Consider the following 17,416-nt stretch of genomic DNA (forward strand, 5'->3'; position numbering starts at 1 on the left):
AGTCAGGGCGGTATTGTGCAACAGAACGAGACCTTGGCGCGCGTATTCCTGTCGGTAAAACGTCACAGATCTACGGAGCAGTCCCCACAGGGAAAAGCCCGGCGTACATGTGGTCGATAAATACACGCAGTTTGGCTGACGCATGACGGCTTGATGGCCATAACAACCAGAAACTGCCGCGGTGTTCGAGGTGGTCGTCGAGCACCCGTCGCAAACGTCCTTGCCGCACCGCGTCATTGACCATGAAGTCCGGCAGGCAGGCGATGCCCAAGCCTTCGAGAACCACATGCTTGAGAGATTCGATGGTGGTGCTCACCAGAGGCGTGCGCAATGTGGGCTCGGCGACGCCCACAACCGGGCGCAACGGCCAGGGCTCCAGTTTCCCGGTGGCACAGAACTTATGGCGCAGGCAGGCGTGGTGGTTCAAGTCCTGTGGACTTTGCGGGGTACCGAATTGATCGAAGTATCCAGGCGTGCCGACCAGCACCAGTTGGTAATGCCCCAAATGGCGCGCCATCAAGCGGGAGTCTTCCGGCTTGCCGGTGCGGATCACCGCGTCAAAGCCTTCCTCGATCACATCCACCATGCGATCGGAAAAATCCACATCCAACTCGATATCCTGATAGGCACGCATAAAATCGTTGAGCACCGGCATCATCAGGCCACGCACCTGCGGCAAGCTGATGCGCAGCTTGCCGCGCGGAGTGGCACTGGCCGAGGTCAACTCCTGCTCGGCAGCCTCCACCTCCGCAAGAATCCTGCGCGAACGCTCCAGGAACAGCGCCCCTTCACTGGTCAACGTGATGCTACGGGTGCTGCGATGAAACAAGCGCACGCCCAGCCGCTCTTCAGTGCGTGCGATGCTCTTGCCCACGGCGGAAGACGAAATCCCCAACAGGCGGCCCGCAGCGGTGAAACTGCGGGTTTCCGCGACCTGCACAAACACTGAAAGACTGCCCAGACTGTCCATCGCCGCACCCGGAAGATTACGGACACTATCGTCCGATAAGTTCGGAACCTTAGCCTGTTTTTCCGCAGCTGGCAGCCCCCTACTCTGCATCCTTGCCCTTTGCATGGAGACGGATCATGAGCGACTGCCCTTCAACTGCCACCCATCAAGGTGTTGCGTTACCCCTTACGGGCTTGCTGGTCCTGGCCTGCGCCGGGTTTATCACCATCCTCACCGAAGCCATGCCCGCCGGGCTGCTACCGCAGATGAGCGAAGGGCTTGGCGTCTCGCCAGCACTGGTCGGCCAACTGGTAACCTTGTATGCGCTGGGTTCATTACTGGCCGCTATTCCGCTGACGCTCTGGACCCGTGGTTGGCGACGTCGGCCATTGCTGCTGGTAGCCATCGGCGGTTTTGCCCTGGTCAACAGCGTCACCGCGTTTTCCAGCCATTATGGGCTGACCCTGATAGCGCGTTTTTTCGCCGGGGTGTTCGCCGGATTGCTCTGGGCGCTGCTGGCCGGTTACGCAAGCCGGATGGTTGCACCGCACCTGCAAGGCCGGGCGATTGCCGTGGCCATGCTCGGAGCGCCCTTGGCGTTGTCGCTCGGTGTACCCGCAGGCACGTTCCTCGGCACCGCAGTTGGCTGGCGCCTGAGCTTCGTGATCATGACCGGCCTGACGCTGTTGCTCTTGGGGTGGGCACGCTGGCAACTGCCGGACTTCGCTGGCGAACCCGCGGGTAAACGCCTGGGCTTACGCCAAGTGCTCAGTTTGCCGGGTATTCGTCCGGTGCTCTGGGTGACGTTTACCTACGTGCTGGCCCACAACATTCTCTATACCTACATCGCTCCCCTGCTAGTCCCTGCGGGGCTGATAACCGACATCGACCAAGTGCTGCTGGTGTTCGGTCTCGCGGCACTGATGAGCATTTGGCTGACAGGGGTGTTGATTGATCGCTGGCTACACAGGCTGCTGGTGCTCAGTTGCGCGCTGTTCGGCTTGATCGCCGTGGCACTGGCGTTCTGGATCAGCGCACCGACGGTGATCTACCTCGCGGTCGCTTTATGGGGCCTGTCGTTCGGTGGGCTGCCGGCGCTATTACAGACTGCGCTGGCCAAGTCAGCCGGAGCATCGGCGGATGCCGCGCAGTCGATGCTGGTAACCGTGTGGAACCTGGGAATAGCCGGCGGTGGGTTGGCCGGTGGCGTGCTGCTTGAAGGCTGGGGAGTCATGGCATTTCCGTGGGCAGTGGTTCTGTTGATGCTGCTGGCGCTGGCCGGTGCCGCACAGGCTGCGCCCCAACAGCTGCCCCGGCCAGCCGTCCACGCCAAAAACTGAGGTGCGCTCATCTGCTCAGGCCCCCTGAAAACGCACCTGCACGAACCCACCCCATGGGAAACCACACCTCGTCGAATATCACCACCCTATTCGCAGGCCGCATTACCCACCCATGGTTTCCTGGCGCACATAAAAAACCCCCGGGTCTTTTCAGGCCGGGGGCTTCTCATTCAGACCACCATCAGAACTTCTTGATGTCAGCCTTGGCTTCCAACTGCTTGCGGTACGCCGCGAAGTCTTGCTGGCCAACACGCGAAGCGAGGAAGCGGCGGTATTGCGCCTTTTCTTCGTCCGACGGGGCAGCCGCTTCGTTGACGCCGTTCAAGCGCACCAGCATCAGGCTGCCATCAGCCAGGGTCACGGTGGTGAACGTCGGCTTGTCCTTGCTTGCAGGCTTGGGCATACGGAACACAGCTTGCAGCACCGCTGGATCAATCGCTTCCGCGTTACGGGTAGCCGCTTCAGTAACCTTCCAGGCCTGGCCGTCGACCGGCTGGCTCAACGAGGTCTTGCCGTCACGCAAACTGGCGATCAGCTCGTCAGCATGAGCCTTGGCAGCCGCGATGGCGCGCTCCTTGGTCATCTGGGCACGGATCGCCGCAGAGACCTTTTCCAGGGGCAGTTGCGCAGGCTTGAGGTGCTCTTTGGCACGCAACACGACGATGGTTTCCGGGTCCAGTTCGATGGCGGTACTGTTGGCGCCCTCATCCAGCACTTCCGGGCTGAACGCAGCAGTGACCACGGCGCGGTTGGCCGCGATACCTTCACCACCTTCACGGCCAAACGGCGCGGAGGTATGCACGGTCAGCTTCAGGTCAGACGCCGGCTGGGCCAGGTCGGAGGCTTCGAAAGCCGCATCTTCCAATTGCTTGGTGGCTTCGACAAAGCGCTGCTCAACCTGTTGGGTCTTGAGCTCGCGGGTCAGCTTGTCTTTCAGGCTGGCAAACGATGGCACCTGCGGTGCTTCAACGCCCAACAATTTGATCAAGTGCCAACCGAAGGTAGTGCGCACCGGTGCCGACACCTGGTCCTTGTTCAGGGCATACAGGGCGGTTTCGAAATCCGGATCGTAAACGCCAGGACCGGCGAAACCGAGGTCACCGCCATTGTTGGCCGAACCTGGATCCTGGGAGAACTCCTTGGCCAGGGCTTCGAACTTCTCACCCTTGGCCAGGCGTGCCTGGATCTCTTCGATCTTGGCCTTGGCTTGCGCGTCGGTGGTCTTGTCGTTGACTTCAATCAGGATATGCGCGGCACGACGCTGTTCAGCGAGGTTGGCGGTTTCTTTCTGATAGGCAGCCTGCAGTTCATCGTCCTTGACGGTGACCTGGTCGAAGAAGGAAGACTTCTTCAGTTCCAGATAGTCGATGACGACCTGGTCCGGGGTCATGAACTCTTTGGCGTGCTGGTCGTAGTAAGCCTTGACCTCGTCGTCGGTGAGCTTCACCGCCGCAGGGTCGGCCTTGATGTTGACGGTAGCGAAATCGCGGGTCTGTTTTTCCAGACGGGCAAATGCGAGCACTTCAGCGTCGGTGACGAAACCGCTGCCGGCAATACCTGCGCGAACCTGGCCGATCAACATTTCCTGGGTCAGCATCTGCCGGAATTGCATACGGCTGTAGCCCAGCTGGCGGATTACCTGATCAAAACGTTCGGCACTGAACTTGCCGTCCACCTGGAATTCCGGCGTCTGCAGGATCACTTGGTCCAAGGCCGCTTCGGAGAAACCGAACTTGGAATCCGCAGCACCTTGCAGCAACAGCTTGCGATCGATCAGCCCTTTGAGGGCGGCGTCGCGCAGCAATTTCTCGTCCAGCAGGGAAGCATCGAAATCCTTGCCCAGCTGTTGCATCAGCTGGCGACGTTGCATATCGACGGCCTGGCTCAATTCGGTCTGGGTGATTTCTTCACCGTTGACCTTGGCCACGTCCTGCTTGTTGTTGGTCGAAGCCTGAAAAATGGCCTCGATACCGGTGAACGCCATCAATGCGACGATGATCCCGATAATGGTCTTGGCAATCCAGCCTTGTGAATTGTCCCTGATATTTTGCAGCATGCGTCCCCCAGAAACGGTTGAACTTCAAGATTAGGCAACCGTGGAGCGTGGGTAGAGTCCGGATAGAAGAAAGGCGCATCCGAGGATGCGCCTTCTCGTAACTGGCGGAGCGGACGGGGGTTTGAACCCACACCCCCGGCGTGGCGACCCGGTGGATACTTGGGTCAGCTGCCGCTCCGCTGCCAGGTCAGACCTGCGTCTGGCCCGGGTAGGTAAGGCTTGAGCGAAGCTTAGTTAACGGCTTCTTTCAGGGCTTTACCGGCTTTGAAACCTGGTTTCTTGGCAGCAGCGATTTGCAGTGCTTTGCCGGTCTGTGGGTTACGGCCAGTGCGAGCTGGGCGGTCAGTCACAGAGAAAGTACCGAAGCCTACCAGTACCACGGAGTCGCCGGCCTTCAGAGCGCCAGTGACGGATTCGATTACTGCGTCCAGCGCACGGCCAGCAGCAGCTTTCGGGATATCAGCGGATGCGGCGATAGCATCAATCAGTTCCGACTTGTTCACTCTAAGTCCCCTTATATATCTATTGAGTATGATTCTAAGTTTTTTGGTGAAAGCAAAAACCAGTGCTGAATGGCCTACAGACACTTAAGAGCCGCTTTATAACAAGGGCTCTAAAAAGCTGTCAAGGAAGCCCCCAGGCTTAATCGCGTTAATGCGTGCTAATTCTTTCCTTGGAATCAGACTCGCGCTTTTCATCCTTAGCGACGATCTCCGGAGCCACATCCGGCAAGGGCTCCGGCGCGTATTGCAGCGCAATTTGCAGGACCTCGTCAATCCATTTAACCGGTTTAATCTGAAGATCCTGCTTAATGTTGTCAGGAATTTCCTTCAAGTCGCGAACATTCTCTTCAGGAATGATGACTGTCTTGATACCGCCTCGGTGCGCGGCCAGCAACTTCTCTTTCAAACCACCGATGGCCAATACCTGACCACGCAGAGTAATTTCTCCGGTCATGGCCACATCCGCTCGCACAGGAATGCCGGTCAATGCCGAGACCAACGCCGTGCACATGCCTACGCCGGCGCTAGGGCCGTCTTTCGGAGTCGCCCCTTCCGGCATATGGATATGAGTGTCGTGCTTCTCGTGGAAGTCCAGGGGGATGCCCAGGCTCTTGGCGCGGCTGCGCACCACGGTTTGCGCGGCGGTGATGGACTCGAGCATCACATCACCCAGCGAACCGGTCTTGATCAACTGGCCTTTGCCGGGGATTACCACCGCTTCGATGGTCAGCAATTCGCCGCCCACCTGGGTCCACGCCAGGCCAGTCACCTGCCCTACCTGGTCCTGCTGCTCAGCCAGGCCGTAACGGAATTTACGCACGCCCAGGAAATGTTCCAGGGAGTCCGGAGTCACCTTCACGGAGAAGCGTTTTTCCAGCGCATGTTCCTTCACGGCTTTGCGGCAGATCTTCGCAATCTGGCGCTCAAGCCCCCGCACACCGGCCTCGCGGGTGTAATAGCGGACGATGTCGCGGATCGTCTCGACCTCAAATTCAATCTCACCCTTTTTCAGGCCGTTGGCCGAAATCTGCTTGGGCGCGAGGTATTTGACAGCGATGTTGATCTTCTCGTCTTCGGTGTAGCCCGGCAGACGAATCACTTCCATCCGGTCCAGCAAGGCCGGCGGGATGTTCATGGAGTTGGAGGTGCACAGGAACATTACATCGGACAGGTCGTAATCGACTTCCAGGTAATGGTCGTTGAAATTATGGTTCTGCTCAGGGTCGAGCACTTCCAGCAAAGCCGACGCCGGATCGCCACGCATGTCGCTGCCCATTTTGTCGATTTCATCGAGCAGGAACAGCGGGTTGCGCACACCCACCTTTGTCATCTTTTGAATCAATCTTCCTGGCATCGAACCGATGTAAGTCCGACGATGACCACGGATCTCCGCTTCATCACGCACACCGCCGAGGGCCATGCGTACGAATTTGCGGTTGGTGGCATTGGCGATGGACTCGGCCAGGGAGGTTTTACCCACGCCAGGAGGGCCGACCAGGCACAACACCGGACCCCGAATCTTCTTCACGCGCTTTTGCACGGCGAGGTATTCAAGGATGCGTTCTTTGACTTCTTCGAGGCCGTAGTGGTCGGCGTCGAGGATATCTTCAGCACGCGCCAAGTCCAGGCGCACCTTGGTCTGGGCCTTCCACGGCACTTGCACCAGCCAATCGATGTAAGAGCGAACCACGGTGGCTTCGGCCGACATCGGCGACATTTGCTTGAGCTTGTTCAGCTCGGCGGTGGCTTTGGCCAGGGCGTCTTTAGGCAGACCGGCGGCATCGATGCGCTTTTTCAGCTCTTCGATTTCGTTGTGGCCTTCCTCGCTGTCGCCAAGCTCCTTCTGAATGGCCTTCATCTGCTCATTCAGATAGTACTCGCGCTGACTGCGCTCCATTTGTTTCTTCACGCGCCCACGGATGCGCTTCTCAACCTGCAACAGGTCGATTTCGCCATCCAGCAGTGCCAGTACATGTTCAACACGGGCCGGCAGGTCGATGATTTCTAGAATGTCCTGCTTCTGCTCGATTTTCAGCGCCATGTGCGCAGCCATGGTGTCGACCAGGCGGCTTGGCTCATCAATGCTGTTGAGAGAGGACAGGACTTCAGCCGGGACTTTCTTGCCCAACTGCACATACTGCTCGAACTGGGAGAGCAGGCTGCGAACAAAGACTTCGGATTCGCGTTCAGGCGCTTCGACTTCGTCGATCAACGCGACTTCGGCACGCAGGTGGCCGTCCACCTCCATGAAACGCTCGACAGCACCACGCTGTTCGCCCTCCACCAGCACCTTGACGGTGCCATCAGGCAGCTTGAGCAATTGCAGCACGGTAGCAACAGTACCGACGCGATACAGGGCATCTTCGCCTGGATCATCATCAGCAGGATTCTTCTGGGCCAACAGCAGGATCTGCTTGTCGCCCGTCATCGCAGCCTCGAGGGCTTCGATAGACTTCTCGCGCCCCACGAACAGCGGGATAACCATGTGCGGATAGACGACGACATCACGCAACGGCAGGAGAGGCAATTCGATGGTTGTCTTCATGATTTCGCCTCTATGACAGTTGAAAAATAAGCTTGAAGCCAAGATGGGGGCTGCTTGCAAAAAAAACAAGCTCAATGCCTGCAGTTAAACGCATGAATAGACATGAATTTAAAAGCCGTCCTGAAAAACCACCCCCAAAAAACAAAGGGGCCCCGAAAGGCCCCTTGCTTGTACTGCAACTGCAAAACGCTTACGCGTCCGGCGCAGCCTTGGCAGTCGGCTCACTGTTTTCGTAGATATACAGTGGCTTGGACTTGCCTTCGATAACGCTTTCGTCGATCACCACTTTACTCACCTCGGACTGCGAGGGGATTTCGTACATGGTGTCGAGCAACACGCCTTCAAGGATCGAACGCAGACCACGTGCACCGGTCTTGCGCTCCAATGCGCGCTTGGCCACTGATTTGAGCGCGTCGGTACGGAACTCGAGGTCCACACCTTCCATCTCGAACAGCTTGGCGTATTGCTTGGTCAGGGCGTTTTTCGGCTCGGTGAGGATCTGAATCAGAGCCGCCTCATCCAACTCGTCCAACGTGGCCAGGACCGGCAGACGGCCAACGAATTCCGGGATCAGACCGAACTTGACCAAATCGTCAGGTTCGACTTCACGCAGGGACTCGCCCACCTTCTTGCCTTCTTCCTTGCTGCGCACTTCGGCACTGAAGCCGATGCCACCACGGGTGGAACGCTGCTGGATAACTTTCTCCAGACCGGAGAACGCACCGCCACAGATGAACAGGATATTGCGCGTATCAACCTGAAGGAATTCCTGCTGCGGATGCTTGCGACCACCTTGGGGCGGAACGGAAGCAACCGTGCCTTCGATCAGTTTCAACAGGGCCTGCTGCACGCCTTCACCGGAAACATCCCGGGTGATGGAGGGGTTGTCCGACTTACGCGAAATCTTGTCGATTTCGTCGATGTAGACAATACCCATCTGGGCCTTCTCTACGTCGTAGTCGCACTTCTGCAGCAGCTTTTGAATGATGTTCTCGACGTCTTCACCCACGTAGCCAGCCTCGGTGAGGGTGGTGGCGTCGGCGATGGTGAACGGAACGTTCAGCAGGCGAGCGAGGGTTTCTGCAAGCAGGGTTTTACCCGAGCCTGTAGGGCCGATCAGCAAGATGTTGCTCTTGCCGAGTTCAACTTCGTCACCTTTCTTGTCACGCTGGTTCAAGCGCTTGTAGTGGTTGTACACCGCTACGGCCAGAACCTTCTTTGCACGCTCTTGACCAATCACGTACTGGTCAAGGATGCCGCTGATTTCTTTAGGCGAAGGCAATTTATGCGCACTGCTCTCGGCCTGGGCTTCCTGCACCTCCTCGCGGATGATGTCATTGCACAGGTCGACGCACTCGTCGCAGATAAACACCGAGGGGCCGGCAATCAATTTGCGTACTTCATGCTGGCTTTTGCCACAGAAGGAGCAATAGAGCAGCTTGCCGTTGTCCTCGCCGTTGCGGGTGTCAGTCATTCGTTCGATCCAAATCCGATAGGCTTGCAACACAAGATGAAGGCTTATGCGGGCTTTTTCAAGCCCGCCGGTGGTCGGACATGCCGACCAGCCCTATTTTGAGCGGCTTATATTAAGCGGGGCGCTTGTCGATCACTGCGTCGATCAGCCCGTATTCACGCGCGGCCTCGGCACTCATGAAGTTGTCGCGATTGGTATCGCGCTCGATTTCTTCCAGGGTGCGCCCGCTGTGCTTGGCCATCAGCGTGTTGAGACGCTCACGAATAAACAGGATTTCCTTGGCGTGGATTTCGATGTCCGACGCTTGGCCCTGGAAGCCGCCCAGCGGCTGGTGAATCATCACGCGGGAGTTAGGCAGGCAGAAACGCTTGCCCTCGGCACCGGCTGTCAGCAGGAATGCGCCCATGCTGCACGCCTGGCCGATGCACGTGGTCGACACGTTCGGCTTGATGAACTGCATGGTGTCGTAGATCGACATACCAGCCGTCACCGAACCGCCTGGAGAGTTGATGTAGAGATGGATGTCCTTGTCCGGGTTTTCCGCTTCAAGGAACAGCAGTTGCGCACAGATCAGGTTGGCCATGTAGTCCTCTACGGGACCAACCAGAAAGATCACTCGCTCTTTGAGCAGGCGCGAGTAGATGTCGTAGGCGCGTTCGCCACGAGCAGATTGCTCGACAACCATCGGGACCAGGCCGCCAGCGGCCTGGATATCAGAGTTCTGCTGAATATAGGAATTACGGAACATGCTCTGCAGTTACTCCCAAATAGTCATGTCTTGAAAACGCATAAGCCAGCGCGAGGCTGGCTTATGGTTGTATTTCCAACGAGTTGGACAATCAGTCGGCTTGTGCTGCTTCCGCCGGCTTGACTGCTTCTTCGTAAGAGACCGCTTTATCGGTCACCTTAGCCTTCTGCAGAACAGTATCCACAACTTGTTCTTCCAGCACAACCGAACGTACTTCGTTCAGTTGCTGGTCGTTCTTGTAGTACCAAGCCACGACCTGCTCAGGCTCCTGGTAGGCCGAAGCCATTTCCTGGATCATTTCGCGAACGCGATCTTCGTCAGGCTTGAGGTCGTGCTGCTTGACCACTTCAGCCACGACCAGACCCAGCACAACGCGGCGCTTGGCTTGCTCTTCGAACAGTTCGGCCGGCAGTTGGTCAGGCTTGATGTTGCCACCGAACTGCTGAACCGCTTGAACGCGCAGGCGATCCACTTCGTTGGACAGCAGCGCCTTAGGCACTTCGATCGGGTTGGCAGCCAGCAGACCGTCCATGACCTGGTTCTTGACCTTGGACTTGATGGCCTGACGCAGCTCGCGCTCCATGTTCTTGCGAACTTCGGTGCGGAAGCCTTCGATACCGGTTTCCTTGATGCCGAATTGAGCGAAGAACTCTTCGTTCAGCTCTGGCAGCTTAGGCTCGGATACGGTGTTGACGGTAACGGTGAACTCGGCGGCTTTACCGGCCAGGTCCAGGTTCTGGTAGTCAGCAGGGAAAGTCAGGTTCAGAACGCGTTCTTCGCCGGCTTTTGCGCCAACCAGGCCATCTTCGAAACCAGGGATCATGCGGTTGGAGCCCAGCACCAACTGAGTACCCTTGGCGGAGCCGCCGGCGAAAGCTTCGCCGTCAACCTTGCCCACGAAATCGATATTCAACTGGTCTTCGTTCTGGGCGGCACGGTCGGCCACTTCGAAACGGGTGTTCTGCTTGCGCAGGATTTCCAGCATGTTGTCCAGGTCGGAATCAGCTACGTCAGCGCTCAGGCGCTCAACGGCGATATCTTCAAAGCCGGCAACGGTGAATTCTGGGAACACTTCGAATACGGCAACGTATTCTAGGTCCTTGCCAGCTTCCAGGGACTTAGGCTCGATCGATGGCGAGCCAGCCGGGTTCAGCTTGTGCTCAACCACTGCTTCGTAGAAAGAAGCCTGGATCACGTCACCCACAGCCTCCTGACGCGCATCAGCACCAAAACGACGCTTGATTTCGCTCATTGGCACTTTGCCTGGACGGAAACCAGCGATCTTGGCCTTTTGGGCAGTCTGCTGCAGACGCTTGTTGACCGCAGTCTCGATACGCTCAGCCGGCACGGTGATGCTCAGGCGACGCTCGATAGCAGTAGTATTTTCAACAGAAACTTGCATGGATATTCCTCGTTGCACAGACGTTAGCCGGCCATTTCCGACCCCAATCAAGGGCATGCATTCTAGTGGGTCAAACTCAAGAAGTCACCCTACTGGAAATACGCCCGAAAACAGCCGGCAATTTATCGGCACGAAGGCACTGAACGACCTCGCCCCGGTGACAAATTCATCCCATCACGCCAAGGCCCTGCGCCAACCCTTCTATATATAGAAGTGGCAGTTCATCGCCCTGACGGCCGACCCTGAAGGCCGACAGGCAGTGCGGCATCATCGAGATACATAAATACGACGAAACGCCCTGCCGTTGCGACCCACTACCTGCAGCCGGTGAATATTCGAAGCGCTAAAACCAAAAAAGGCGCCAGACTGTTAAATCTGGCGCCTTTCGAATATGGGGTGGACGAAGGGGATCGAACCCTCGACAACGGGAGTCACAATCCCGTGCTCTACCAACTGAGCTACGCCCACCATATTGCATCAACAAAGAACCCGAACATCTTCTTTGTTTAACCTCACCTCGCCTTGCGGCAGGGCGACGCCTGGAAATTGGTGCGGATGAAGAGACTCGAACTCTTACGCCTCGCGGCGCTGGAACCTAAATCCAGTGTGTCTACCAATTCCACCACATCCGCGCTTGAAGCTCTTAAAGCAAAGGCGCCAGACGATTAATCTGGCGCCTTTTCTAAATATGGGGTGGACGAAGGGGATCGAACCCTCGACAACGGGAGTCACAATCCCGTGCTCTACCAACTGAGCTACGCCCACCATATTGCGCTACTTGTGCCAAAGCTGCCTAATGGCGCACCCGGCAGGACTCGAACCTGCGACCATCCGCTTAGAAGGCGGATGCTCTATCCAGCTGAGCTACGGGCGCCTTATTAATCTGTACTCTTGGAGGATTACAAACTAAGTGCTTCCAGCCTTGCAGAACAACTATTCTGCTTGACCTTCTTAACCAGTGCTAGGCTGTGCCCGACAAGTGCGACGAATAGTATAGAGGCGCCGAAAACTCGTCAAATCTTTTTTGAAAAAAATTCATTTTATTTAAGGAGTTAGGGCAATTTGCAGACCAAGCGCCTTTGCCCTCACGCCCTGGCGTGCGAGAATGCGCGCACTTTTCTTCCCCCTCTCGATGGTTAATCACGCGTAATGACTGCACAACTTATCGACGGCAAATCAATCGCCGCCAGCCTGCGCCAGCAGATCGCCAAACGCGTCAGCGAGCGTAGCCAGCAAGGCCTGCGCACGCCGGGCCTTGCGGTGATCCTGGTCGGCAGCGATCCTGCCTCTCAGGTTTATGTCTCGCACAAGCGTAAAGACTGTGAAGAGGTCGGCTTTATTTCCAAGGCCTACGACTTACCTTCCGACACCACCCAGCAGGCCCTTACCGACCTGATCGACAGCCTCAACGATGACTCGTGCATCGACGGCATCCTGCTGCAACTGCCGCTGCCCGAGCACCTGGACGCCTCCAAATTGCTCGAACGCATCCGCCCGGACAAAGACGTCGACGGTTTCCACCCTTATAACGTCGGCCGCCTGGCCCAGCGTATCCCGCTGCTGCGCCCCTGCACTCCGAAAGGCATCATGACCCTGCTGGAAAGCACCGGTGTCGACTTGTATGGCCTCGACGCCGTGGTCGTCGGCGCTTCCAACATCGTCGGCCGCCCGATGGCCATGGAGCTGCTGCTGGCCGGCTGCACCGTGACCGTCACCCATCGCTTCACCAAGGACCTCGCCGGCCACGTCGGCCGCGCCGACCTGGTAGTCGTCGCGGCCGGCAAGCCGGGCCTGGTCAAGGGTGAGTGGATCAAGGAAGGCGCCATCGTGATCGACGTGGGCATCAACCGTCAGGAAGATGGCAAGCTGGTAGGTGACGTGGTCTACGAGACCGCCCTGCCCCGTGCCGGCTGGATCACTCCGGTGCCGGGCGGCGTCGGCCCGATGACACGGGCCTGTCTGCTGGAAAATACCCTGTACGCAGCCGAAACCCTGCATGGCTAATAACCTGCCGCACTGAAAAAGCCCCGCCTTATCGCGGGGTTTTTTAATGCACGTAATAAAACCTTTTATTGTTTGTTTTTAAGCACTTTCGTCCGGTTTCAGAAGAACATTCGACAGTTCTTCATCCATACTCCTAATATTAATTTTGAGTATTGCAAGGTTGTGCAAAGTGGCAATCCCTAGCAAAATCGGGGGGTTGCCTACTTTGTGATACTCGCCGCTCGATAGCAAAACGCGGACATTGGTACAAAAATTGGTACGAGATTCCTACCCTCCCCGGCGTCCTGCCGACGAACACAAACCAACCCAAAGCACCGCTGCTAAGCTGTTCACTCCACCAGAGGAACGCCGATGCCCAACTCAGACCTACTCCCCTCCCTTCTGTCCAAGCTCTACGAAAACCAGCTGGCCCTTGAGGCCTCCATCATGGAGATATCGAACTGGGTCGAGCAGCGTGGCTCCGCCGATGTAGCCGAGAACGTGCGCGGCGCTCTGCACACCATCGATGAGAACGAGGAGTTCATCAAGCTCACTCTGGCGGTCCTCATGTCGCCCGAGTGAAGTTGATCTGGCGCTGAGCGCATCACTACTTGCAAGCAACCGACCACAGCTGATCGAGCTTCGTGGTGTAGCTCTGGCTCATCATTTCCCGGCGCATTCCCCAGTCGGGGTTCGTCGGCACACTGGCCGACCGCAGCGTCCCTCTTCCCCACCTGTCGTTGATCTGGTCCAGCACGGTCATCACTCGCGTGGCCTCGGCCGGCTGAGACACCGCGAATAGATCGTCAGTGTATTCGCCTGGCTGGCACAGGTTGAGCAACATCACCTCGGCCTTGCTGTATTTGAAGCCTGGGCGGTAGATGTGGTCGAGCGCATCGACGGCGGCTTTGGTCAGCAGGCGCACGTCGTCGGTCGGGTACGGCATATCCACCACTACCCCATTGGCATACTTGGCTTCTTCAGGGTTAAACATGCCTGTGCGGATGCAGACACGGACCTTTTTGCACAGCGAGTTTTGGGCTCGCAGCTTTTCAGAGGCACGCATCATGTAGGTGGCCACCGCCTCCTTGATCGGCGGCAGCTCGGTAAGGCGCTTTCCAAACATCCGGCTACAGCAGATTTCCTGCTTGGGTGGGTCGGGCTCGTTTCTGTCCACCTGCTTGGCTAAATAGCACTGTTTTTGAGGTACTCATCGGTTTGACTATATCCCCCCCTGGGGGATAGGATGCCGATGTAATTCATTGAGGCCTGAGGCTCAAGTCATGAGTGAGCACGAACACGAACACACCCACCAAAGCCATGAAGCGATCATCAAACGTCTCAAACGGGCGGACGGCCATTTACGCGGCATCATCACCATGATCGAAGAGGGTCGTGAGTGCGTGGACATTGCTCAGCAGTTGCACGCTGTCGAAAAAGCAGTGTGTCAAGCCAAGCGCACGCTCATCCAGGATCACATCGATCACTGCCTGGAGGACACCGTTTCGGCATTGGGTAATGGCGAGCGCGCACCGCTGGAAGCCTTCAAACAAATCACCAAGTATCTCTAGGTCTGACATGCCCAACTTTGCTGAACTGTTGCAACAAGGCGGGGCTCACGCCTGGCTCTACTTCCCAAGCGCTATCTTGCTCGGTGCTTTGCATGGCCTGGAACCTGGCCACTCAAAAACTATGATGGCGGCTTTCATCGTGGCCATCCGTGGCTCGGTAAAACAAGCCGTATTGCTGGGGCTGGCTGCAACGCTATCGCACACCGCCGTAGTGTGGCTGGTCGCCATCGGCGGCATGTATCTGGGCAAAGGCCTGGACGCTCAAACCACTGAGCCATACTTCCAGCTCGCATCCTCCGCCCTGATTATCGTAATTGCGCTGTGGATGCTGTGGCGTACTTGGCGCGGTGAGCAGATGTTCAAGTTCGAACAAGGTGATGATCACCACCATGGCGAGCATGAGCACGGCCATCATGATGAGACCCACCGAATCGATACCGGCCATGGCCGCGTCGAACTGTCGATCTTCGAAGAAGGCATGCCACCGCATTGGCGCCTGAAAACATTGACCGGACACACTTGGGCTGCATCAGATGTTTGTCTAGTGACTACTCGTCCGGACGGCAGCACTCAATCATTCTCTTTCGTAGAGCGCGAAGGCTACCTGGAGTCGGTAGTCGATATCCCGGAGCCTCATGAGTTCAGTGCCCGCTTGAGTCTGGGCCATGCGGGTCACTCCCATGATTATGATTTGGAATACCAGGAGCATGATCACGGGCACGCGCATTCCGAACTGGAAGGCCTGGAATTGTCGATTGATGGCTATCAGGATGCTCACGAACGTGCACATGCCAATGATATCCGTAAACGCTTCACCAACCGCGAGGTGACCACGGGCCAGATCGTCATGTTCGGTTTGACTGGCGGTTTGATTCCTTGCCCTGCCGCCATCACTGTCCTGCTGCTGTGCCTTCAGGTTAAAGAGGTCGCGCTGGGAGGCTTGCTCGTTCTGTGCTTCAGCATTGGCCTGGCGATCACGCTGGTGGCTGTTGGTGCTGCTGCGGCCATTGGCGCCAAGCAAGCTTCTAATCGCTGGCCGTGGTTGGGCACGGTTGCTCGTCGTGCACCTTATCTGTCCAGTGTTTTGATCATCGGCGTGGGCCTCTACGTGGGCATTCATGGCTGGATGGGACTGACCGCATAAAAGGTCGATAAAGCCGTGGGCAACGTACGCAACAAAGGGCCTGAGCTGATCAGACCACTCAGTGAGCAATAGCTCTGACATACGCCTGGCACGCCCGCAGCGCTATCACGGCGTTATCCCCATCGTCGGTGATGGCGACAATTCTTTGAGCATGCGCTGGGTCAAGTTGGGCTCGACGGGCTGCATGAACCACGCCGGCGGCGCCGGGGGTGGAAGGCACGTTGCAGTTACTGGCTGAATCCTCGTCAAGGAGGACTGACAGCCGGACATCAGCAGTGGCAAGGCGATCGCGCAGAGCAGCCTGGGTGCGTTTGGCATCGGACAGTTCTCGTGTGTATTGTTGGTCCTGGCCTGCGAGCTGTTGCTCAAGGTCCAGGCGTTTGCTCTGCTCGGCGCGGGCCTGGGCGGCGGCTGCATTGTTGATCGCAGCCAGGTCATCCTTGTGCAGGCCGGCCTGCTCGGCGAGCTTCTTGCCCATGCGCCAGTCCTGCACCTGCCAGGCAGCGCCAAAACTCACGACCATGGCCAGCAGGACCAGTCCCAGCTTTTGCACCGGCGTCATGCCAGCACCTTCAGCGCTTTTTCGTACAGCGCCTGGCGATCTTTCTGTCCGGTGAGCCCACCATTGATACGCCGGGTGATCATCGCGAACTTTCCTTGGTCTGCGAGGGTGTTCAGCCCGCGGGTCGACCAGAACCAAGCAGCCGACATAGCCGCGTGCTGTGGCAGCTCCAGCAGCTGAGGGTTGTTGATCAGATCTAGGCCCAGGGCCTCACCGCACGCCGCATAGTTCGCACGGCCGGTAATCTGGATGAGGCCGCGCCCGCGGTATTTAGAGCCGTCACCCTTCACGGTGTTGCCCAGGTCGGCGCGGTCTTCGTAACCGGCCTGCTGCGCCGTCGGCCCCCAAATCTCACGAACGTACCGCAGCTGGCCCGACTCATGCCCGACTTGGGCGATAAATGCGGCGGCCCGCGCCGTGCCGACGATTCCATAGCGGCTCATGGCCGCATTCAGCACAGGAACAAAAACGCCGGCTTGGCGGCCGGCGTTCGGAAGTATCTGCAGCAATTGCTGCTCAGCGATAGGCATGCTTTTCTCCAGGCGAAAAAAAACCGCACATGGCGGATGGTGATCTGCGTCGGCAGTTACGCGGGAATGTCAGGCCATTCAATCGCTCGTGGGTAATCCGGTTGGTCAGGAACGCGGCTGAGCGCCACTCGGTACTTCTTCCACGCTTTTAGAGCGGCGAGCCCTGCATCGGTGGCTTCATCAACATCAATCGCATCCTGAAGTGGAGCTATCGCGTAGTCGGCTGCAGCACGCAAGCGACTGATTTCGTTCTGCGCGTCTATCAGAGGGTCAGCAATCGGAGGCGGAACGACGATTGCCTCCAGGTCCGGGACCAGGATGTGCAGCGTGATCATTGTTTTCAGGTCATACGGCTGGTCATCCATCGTGACGGTTACGGTCAACAGCCCGTCGGCAAATGATGTATCAACGCGCGCCTGGCTTTCCGAAGGGTGCAGCGAGAAGCCCCAGCCCTGATCCAAAGGCGGGAATGGAACCATGCCCAGCGCACCGGTCACGCAGTACACACCCACATCCTTACGGTAGCTGCCCACTTCAATCCCGCCGAGCGAGGTCAGGTCGTACATCGCGCCAGTAGCGCCCACGACGTTTATTGCTGCTCTTGCCATG

Annotated in this window: 15 protein-coding genes, 4 tRNA genes and 1 pseudogene; 5 read left to right on the forward strand and 15 right to left on the reverse strand. The window is 57.6% G+C overall.

The window, feature by feature from the left end; translation table 11 throughout:
* Nucleotides 1-70: 70 nt before the first annotated feature.
* Complete coding sequence (locus M5B97_RS13980; RefSeq protein WP_248731758.1) at nt 71-970, reverse strand: LysR family transcriptional regulator; 900 nt, start codon at nt 968-970, stop codon at nt 71-73.
* Between the two features lie 116 nt (nt 971-1,086).
* Here M5B97_RS13980 and M5B97_RS13985 point away from each other — a divergent pair, with 116 nt between their 5' ends.
* Complete coding sequence (locus M5B97_RS13985; protein WP_248731759.1) at nt 1,087-2,289, forward strand: MFS transporter; 1,203 nt, start codon at nt 1,087-1,089, stop codon at nt 2,287-2,289.
* A gap of 181 nt (nt 2,290-2,470) precedes the next feature.
* On the opposite strand, the gene M5B97_RS13990 is transcribed toward M5B97_RS13985, so the two are convergent.
* The 10 genes from M5B97_RS13990 to M5B97_RS14035 all read right to left on the reverse strand — a co-directional run bounded on the left by M5B97_RS13990 (nt 2,471) and on the right by M5B97_RS14035 (nt 11,891).
* Nucleotides 2,471-4,345, reverse strand: coding sequence for a SurA N-terminal domain-containing protein (locus M5B97_RS13990; protein WP_248731760.1), 1,875 nt, complete (start codon nt 4,343-4,345; stop codon nt 2,471-2,473).
* 230 nt (nt 4,346-4,575) lie between these two features.
* On the reverse strand, nt 4,576-4,848 hold the full coding sequence (locus M5B97_RS13995; protein WP_003174819.1) for an HU family DNA-binding protein: 273 nt from the start codon (nt 4,846-4,848) through the stop codon (nt 4,576-4,578).
* A 148-nt stretch (nt 4,849-4,996) separates the two neighbouring features.
* Nucleotides 4,997-7,393 (reverse strand): endopeptidase La, encoded by a 2,397-nt coding sequence (gene lon, locus M5B97_RS14000; RefSeq protein WP_134657747.1) that lies wholly within the window; start codon nt 7,391-7,393, stop codon nt 4,997-4,999.
* A gap of 190 nt (nt 7,394-7,583) precedes the next feature.
* On the reverse strand, nt 7,584-8,867 hold the full coding sequence (clpX, locus tag M5B97_RS14005; protein ID WP_003238279.1) for an ATP-dependent Clp protease ATP-binding subunit ClpX: 1,284 nt from the start codon (nt 8,865-8,867) through the stop codon (nt 7,584-7,586).
* Between the two features lie 112 nt (nt 8,868-8,979).
* Nucleotides 8,980-9,615: an ATP-dependent Clp endopeptidase proteolytic subunit ClpP gene (gene clpP, locus M5B97_RS14010; protein WP_016974096.1), complete on the reverse strand. Its 636-nt coding sequence runs from the start codon at nt 9,613-9,615 to the stop codon at nt 8,980-8,982.
* A 91-nt stretch (nt 9,616-9,706) separates the two neighbouring features.
* On the reverse strand, nt 9,707-11,017 hold the full coding sequence (gene tig, locus M5B97_RS14015; protein WP_134657748.1) for a trigger factor: 1,311 nt from the start codon (nt 11,015-11,017) through the stop codon (nt 9,707-9,709).
* Between the two features lie 392 nt (nt 11,018-11,409).
* Nucleotides 11,410-11,485: transfer RNA gene (locus M5B97_RS14020), tRNA-His, on the reverse strand.
* Between the two features lie 79 nt (nt 11,486-11,564).
* Nucleotides 11,565-11,649: transfer RNA gene (locus M5B97_RS14025), tRNA-Leu, on the reverse strand.
* Nucleotides 11,650-11,706: 57 nt separating this feature from the next.
* Nucleotides 11,707-11,782: transfer RNA gene (locus tag M5B97_RS14030), tRNA-His, on the reverse strand.
* 32 nt (nt 11,783-11,814) lie between these two features.
* Nucleotides 11,815-11,891: transfer RNA gene (locus M5B97_RS14035), tRNA-Arg, on the reverse strand.
* Between the two features lie 275 nt (nt 11,892-12,166).
* On the opposite strand from M5B97_RS14035, the gene folD reads away from it, so the two are divergent.
* Together folD and M5B97_RS14045 are read left to right on the forward strand one after the other, a co-directional pair.
* Complete coding sequence (folD, locus tag M5B97_RS14040; RefSeq protein WP_123717885.1) at nt 12,167-13,021, forward strand: bifunctional methylenetetrahydrofolate dehydrogenase/methenyltetrahydrofolate cyclohydrolase FolD; 855 nt, start codon at nt 12,167-12,169, stop codon at nt 13,019-13,021.
* A gap of 351 nt (nt 13,022-13,372) precedes the next feature.
* Nucleotides 13,373-13,582: a hypothetical protein gene (locus M5B97_RS14045; RefSeq protein WP_248731761.1), complete on the forward strand. Its 210-nt coding sequence runs from the start codon at nt 13,373-13,375 to the stop codon at nt 13,580-13,582.
* A 25-nt stretch (nt 13,583-13,607) separates the two neighbouring features.
* Here the strand turns inward: M5B97_RS14045 and M5B97_RS14050 are convergent.
* Nucleotides 13,608-14,177: pseudogene (locus tag M5B97_RS14050) on the reverse strand (DUF4113 domain-containing protein); the annotation flags it as partial.
* A gap of 106 nt (nt 14,178-14,283) precedes the next feature.
* On the opposite strand from M5B97_RS14050, the gene M5B97_RS14055 reads away from it, so the two are divergent.
* Both M5B97_RS14055 and M5B97_RS14060 read left to right on the forward strand, forming a co-directional pair.
* Nucleotides 14,284-14,571 carry a metal-sensing transcriptional repressor gene (locus tag M5B97_RS14055; RefSeq protein WP_248731762.1) on the forward strand — a complete coding sequence of 96 codons (288 nt, stop codon included), beginning with the start codon at nt 14,284-14,286 and terminating at the stop codon, nt 14,569-14,571.
* A 7-nt stretch (nt 14,572-14,578) separates the two neighbouring features.
* Nucleotides 14,579-15,715: a nickel/cobalt efflux protein RcnA gene (locus M5B97_RS14060; RefSeq protein WP_248731763.1), complete on the forward strand. Its 1,137-nt coding sequence runs from the start codon at nt 14,579-14,581 to the stop codon at nt 15,713-15,715.
* Between the two features lie 58 nt (nt 15,716-15,773).
* Here the strand turns inward: M5B97_RS14060 and M5B97_RS14065 are convergent, their stop codons facing one another.
* The 3 genes from M5B97_RS14065 to M5B97_RS14075 are packed head-to-tail and all read right to left on the reverse strand — an operon-like array spanning nt 15,774 to nt 17,415.
* Entirely contained in the window at nt 15,774-16,277 is a 504-nt protein-coding gene (locus M5B97_RS14065) for a lysis system i-spanin subunit Rz (protein ID WP_248731764.1), read from the reverse strand.
* Nucleotides 16,274-16,807 (reverse strand): glycoside hydrolase family 19 protein, encoded by a 534-nt coding sequence (locus M5B97_RS14070; protein WP_248731765.1) that lies wholly within the window; start codon nt 16,805-16,807, stop codon nt 16,274-16,276. Before M5B97_RS14070 ends, M5B97_RS14065 begins: the two co-directional genes overlap by 4 nt.
* Before the next feature lie 56 nt (nt 16,808-16,863).
* The gene (locus M5B97_RS14075) at nt 16,864-17,415 is read right to left on the reverse strand and encodes a tail fiber assembly protein (protein ID WP_248731766.1); all 552 of its coding nucleotides are present in this window, start codon (nt 17,413-17,415) and stop codon (nt 16,864-16,866) included.
* Nucleotide 17,416 lies beyond the last annotated feature (1 nt).

It is taken from the genome of Pseudomonas sp. MWU13-2517 (assembly GCF_023242545.1).
In the GTDB taxonomy this organism is placed as follows: Bacteria; Pseudomonadota; Gammaproteobacteria; order Pseudomonadales; family Pseudomonadaceae; genus Aquipseudomonas.

What these genes read in the sequence shown, in the direction of transcription:
- tig (WP_134657748.1), bottom strand. Translation starts at nt 11,017, where the DNA reads ATGCAAGTTTCTGTTGAAAATACTACTGCTATCGAGCGTCGCCTGAGC.
- M5B97_RS13985 (WP_248731759.1), top strand. Translation starts at nt 1,087, where the DNA reads ATGAGCGACTGCCCTTCAACTGCCACCCATCAAGGTGTTGCGTTACCC.
- M5B97_RS14065 (WP_248731764.1), bottom strand. Translation starts at nt 16,277, where the DNA reads ATGACGCCGGTGCAAAAGCTGGGACTGGTCCTGCTGGCCATGGTCGTG.
- M5B97_RS13990 (WP_248731760.1), bottom strand. Translation starts at nt 4,345, where the DNA reads ATGCTGCAAAATATCAGGGACAATTCACAAGGCTGGATTGCCAAGACC.
- M5B97_RS14075 (WP_248731766.1), bottom strand. Translation starts at nt 17,415, where the DNA reads ATGGCAAGAGCAGCAATAAACGTCGTGGGCGCTACTGGCGCGATGTAC.
- M5B97_RS14045 (WP_248731761.1), top strand. Translation starts at nt 13,373, where the DNA reads ATGCCCAACTCAGACCTACTCCCCTCCCTTCTGTCCAAGCTCTACGAA.
- M5B97_RS14070 (WP_248731765.1), bottom strand. Translation starts at nt 16,807, where the DNA reads ATGCCTATCGCTGAGCAGCAATTGCTGCAGATACTTCCGAACGCCGGC.
- folD (WP_123717885.1), top strand. Translation starts at nt 12,167, where the DNA reads ATGACTGCACAACTTATCGACGGCAAATCAATCGCCGCCAGCCTGCGC.
- clpX (WP_003238279.1), bottom strand. Translation starts at nt 8,867, where the DNA reads ATGACTGACACCCGCAACGGCGAGGACAACGGCAAGCTGCTCTATTGC.
- M5B97_RS14055 (WP_248731762.1), top strand. Translation starts at nt 14,284, where the DNA reads ATGAGTGAGCACGAACACGAACACACCCACCAAAGCCATGAAGCGATC.
- lon (WP_134657747.1), bottom strand. Translation starts at nt 7,393, where the DNA reads ATGAAGACAACCATCGAATTGCCTCTCCTGCCGTTGCGTGATGTCGTC.
- M5B97_RS13980 (WP_248731758.1), bottom strand. Translation starts at nt 970, where the DNA reads ATGGACAGTCTGGGCAGTCTTTCAGTGTTTGTGCAGGTCGCGGAAACC.
- clpP (WP_016974096.1), bottom strand. Translation starts at nt 9,615, where the DNA reads ATGTTCCGTAATTCCTATATTCAGCAGAACTCTGATATCCAGGCCGCT.
- M5B97_RS14060 (WP_248731763.1), top strand. Translation starts at nt 14,579, where the DNA reads ATGCCCAACTTTGCTGAACTGTTGCAACAAGGCGGGGCTCACGCCTGG.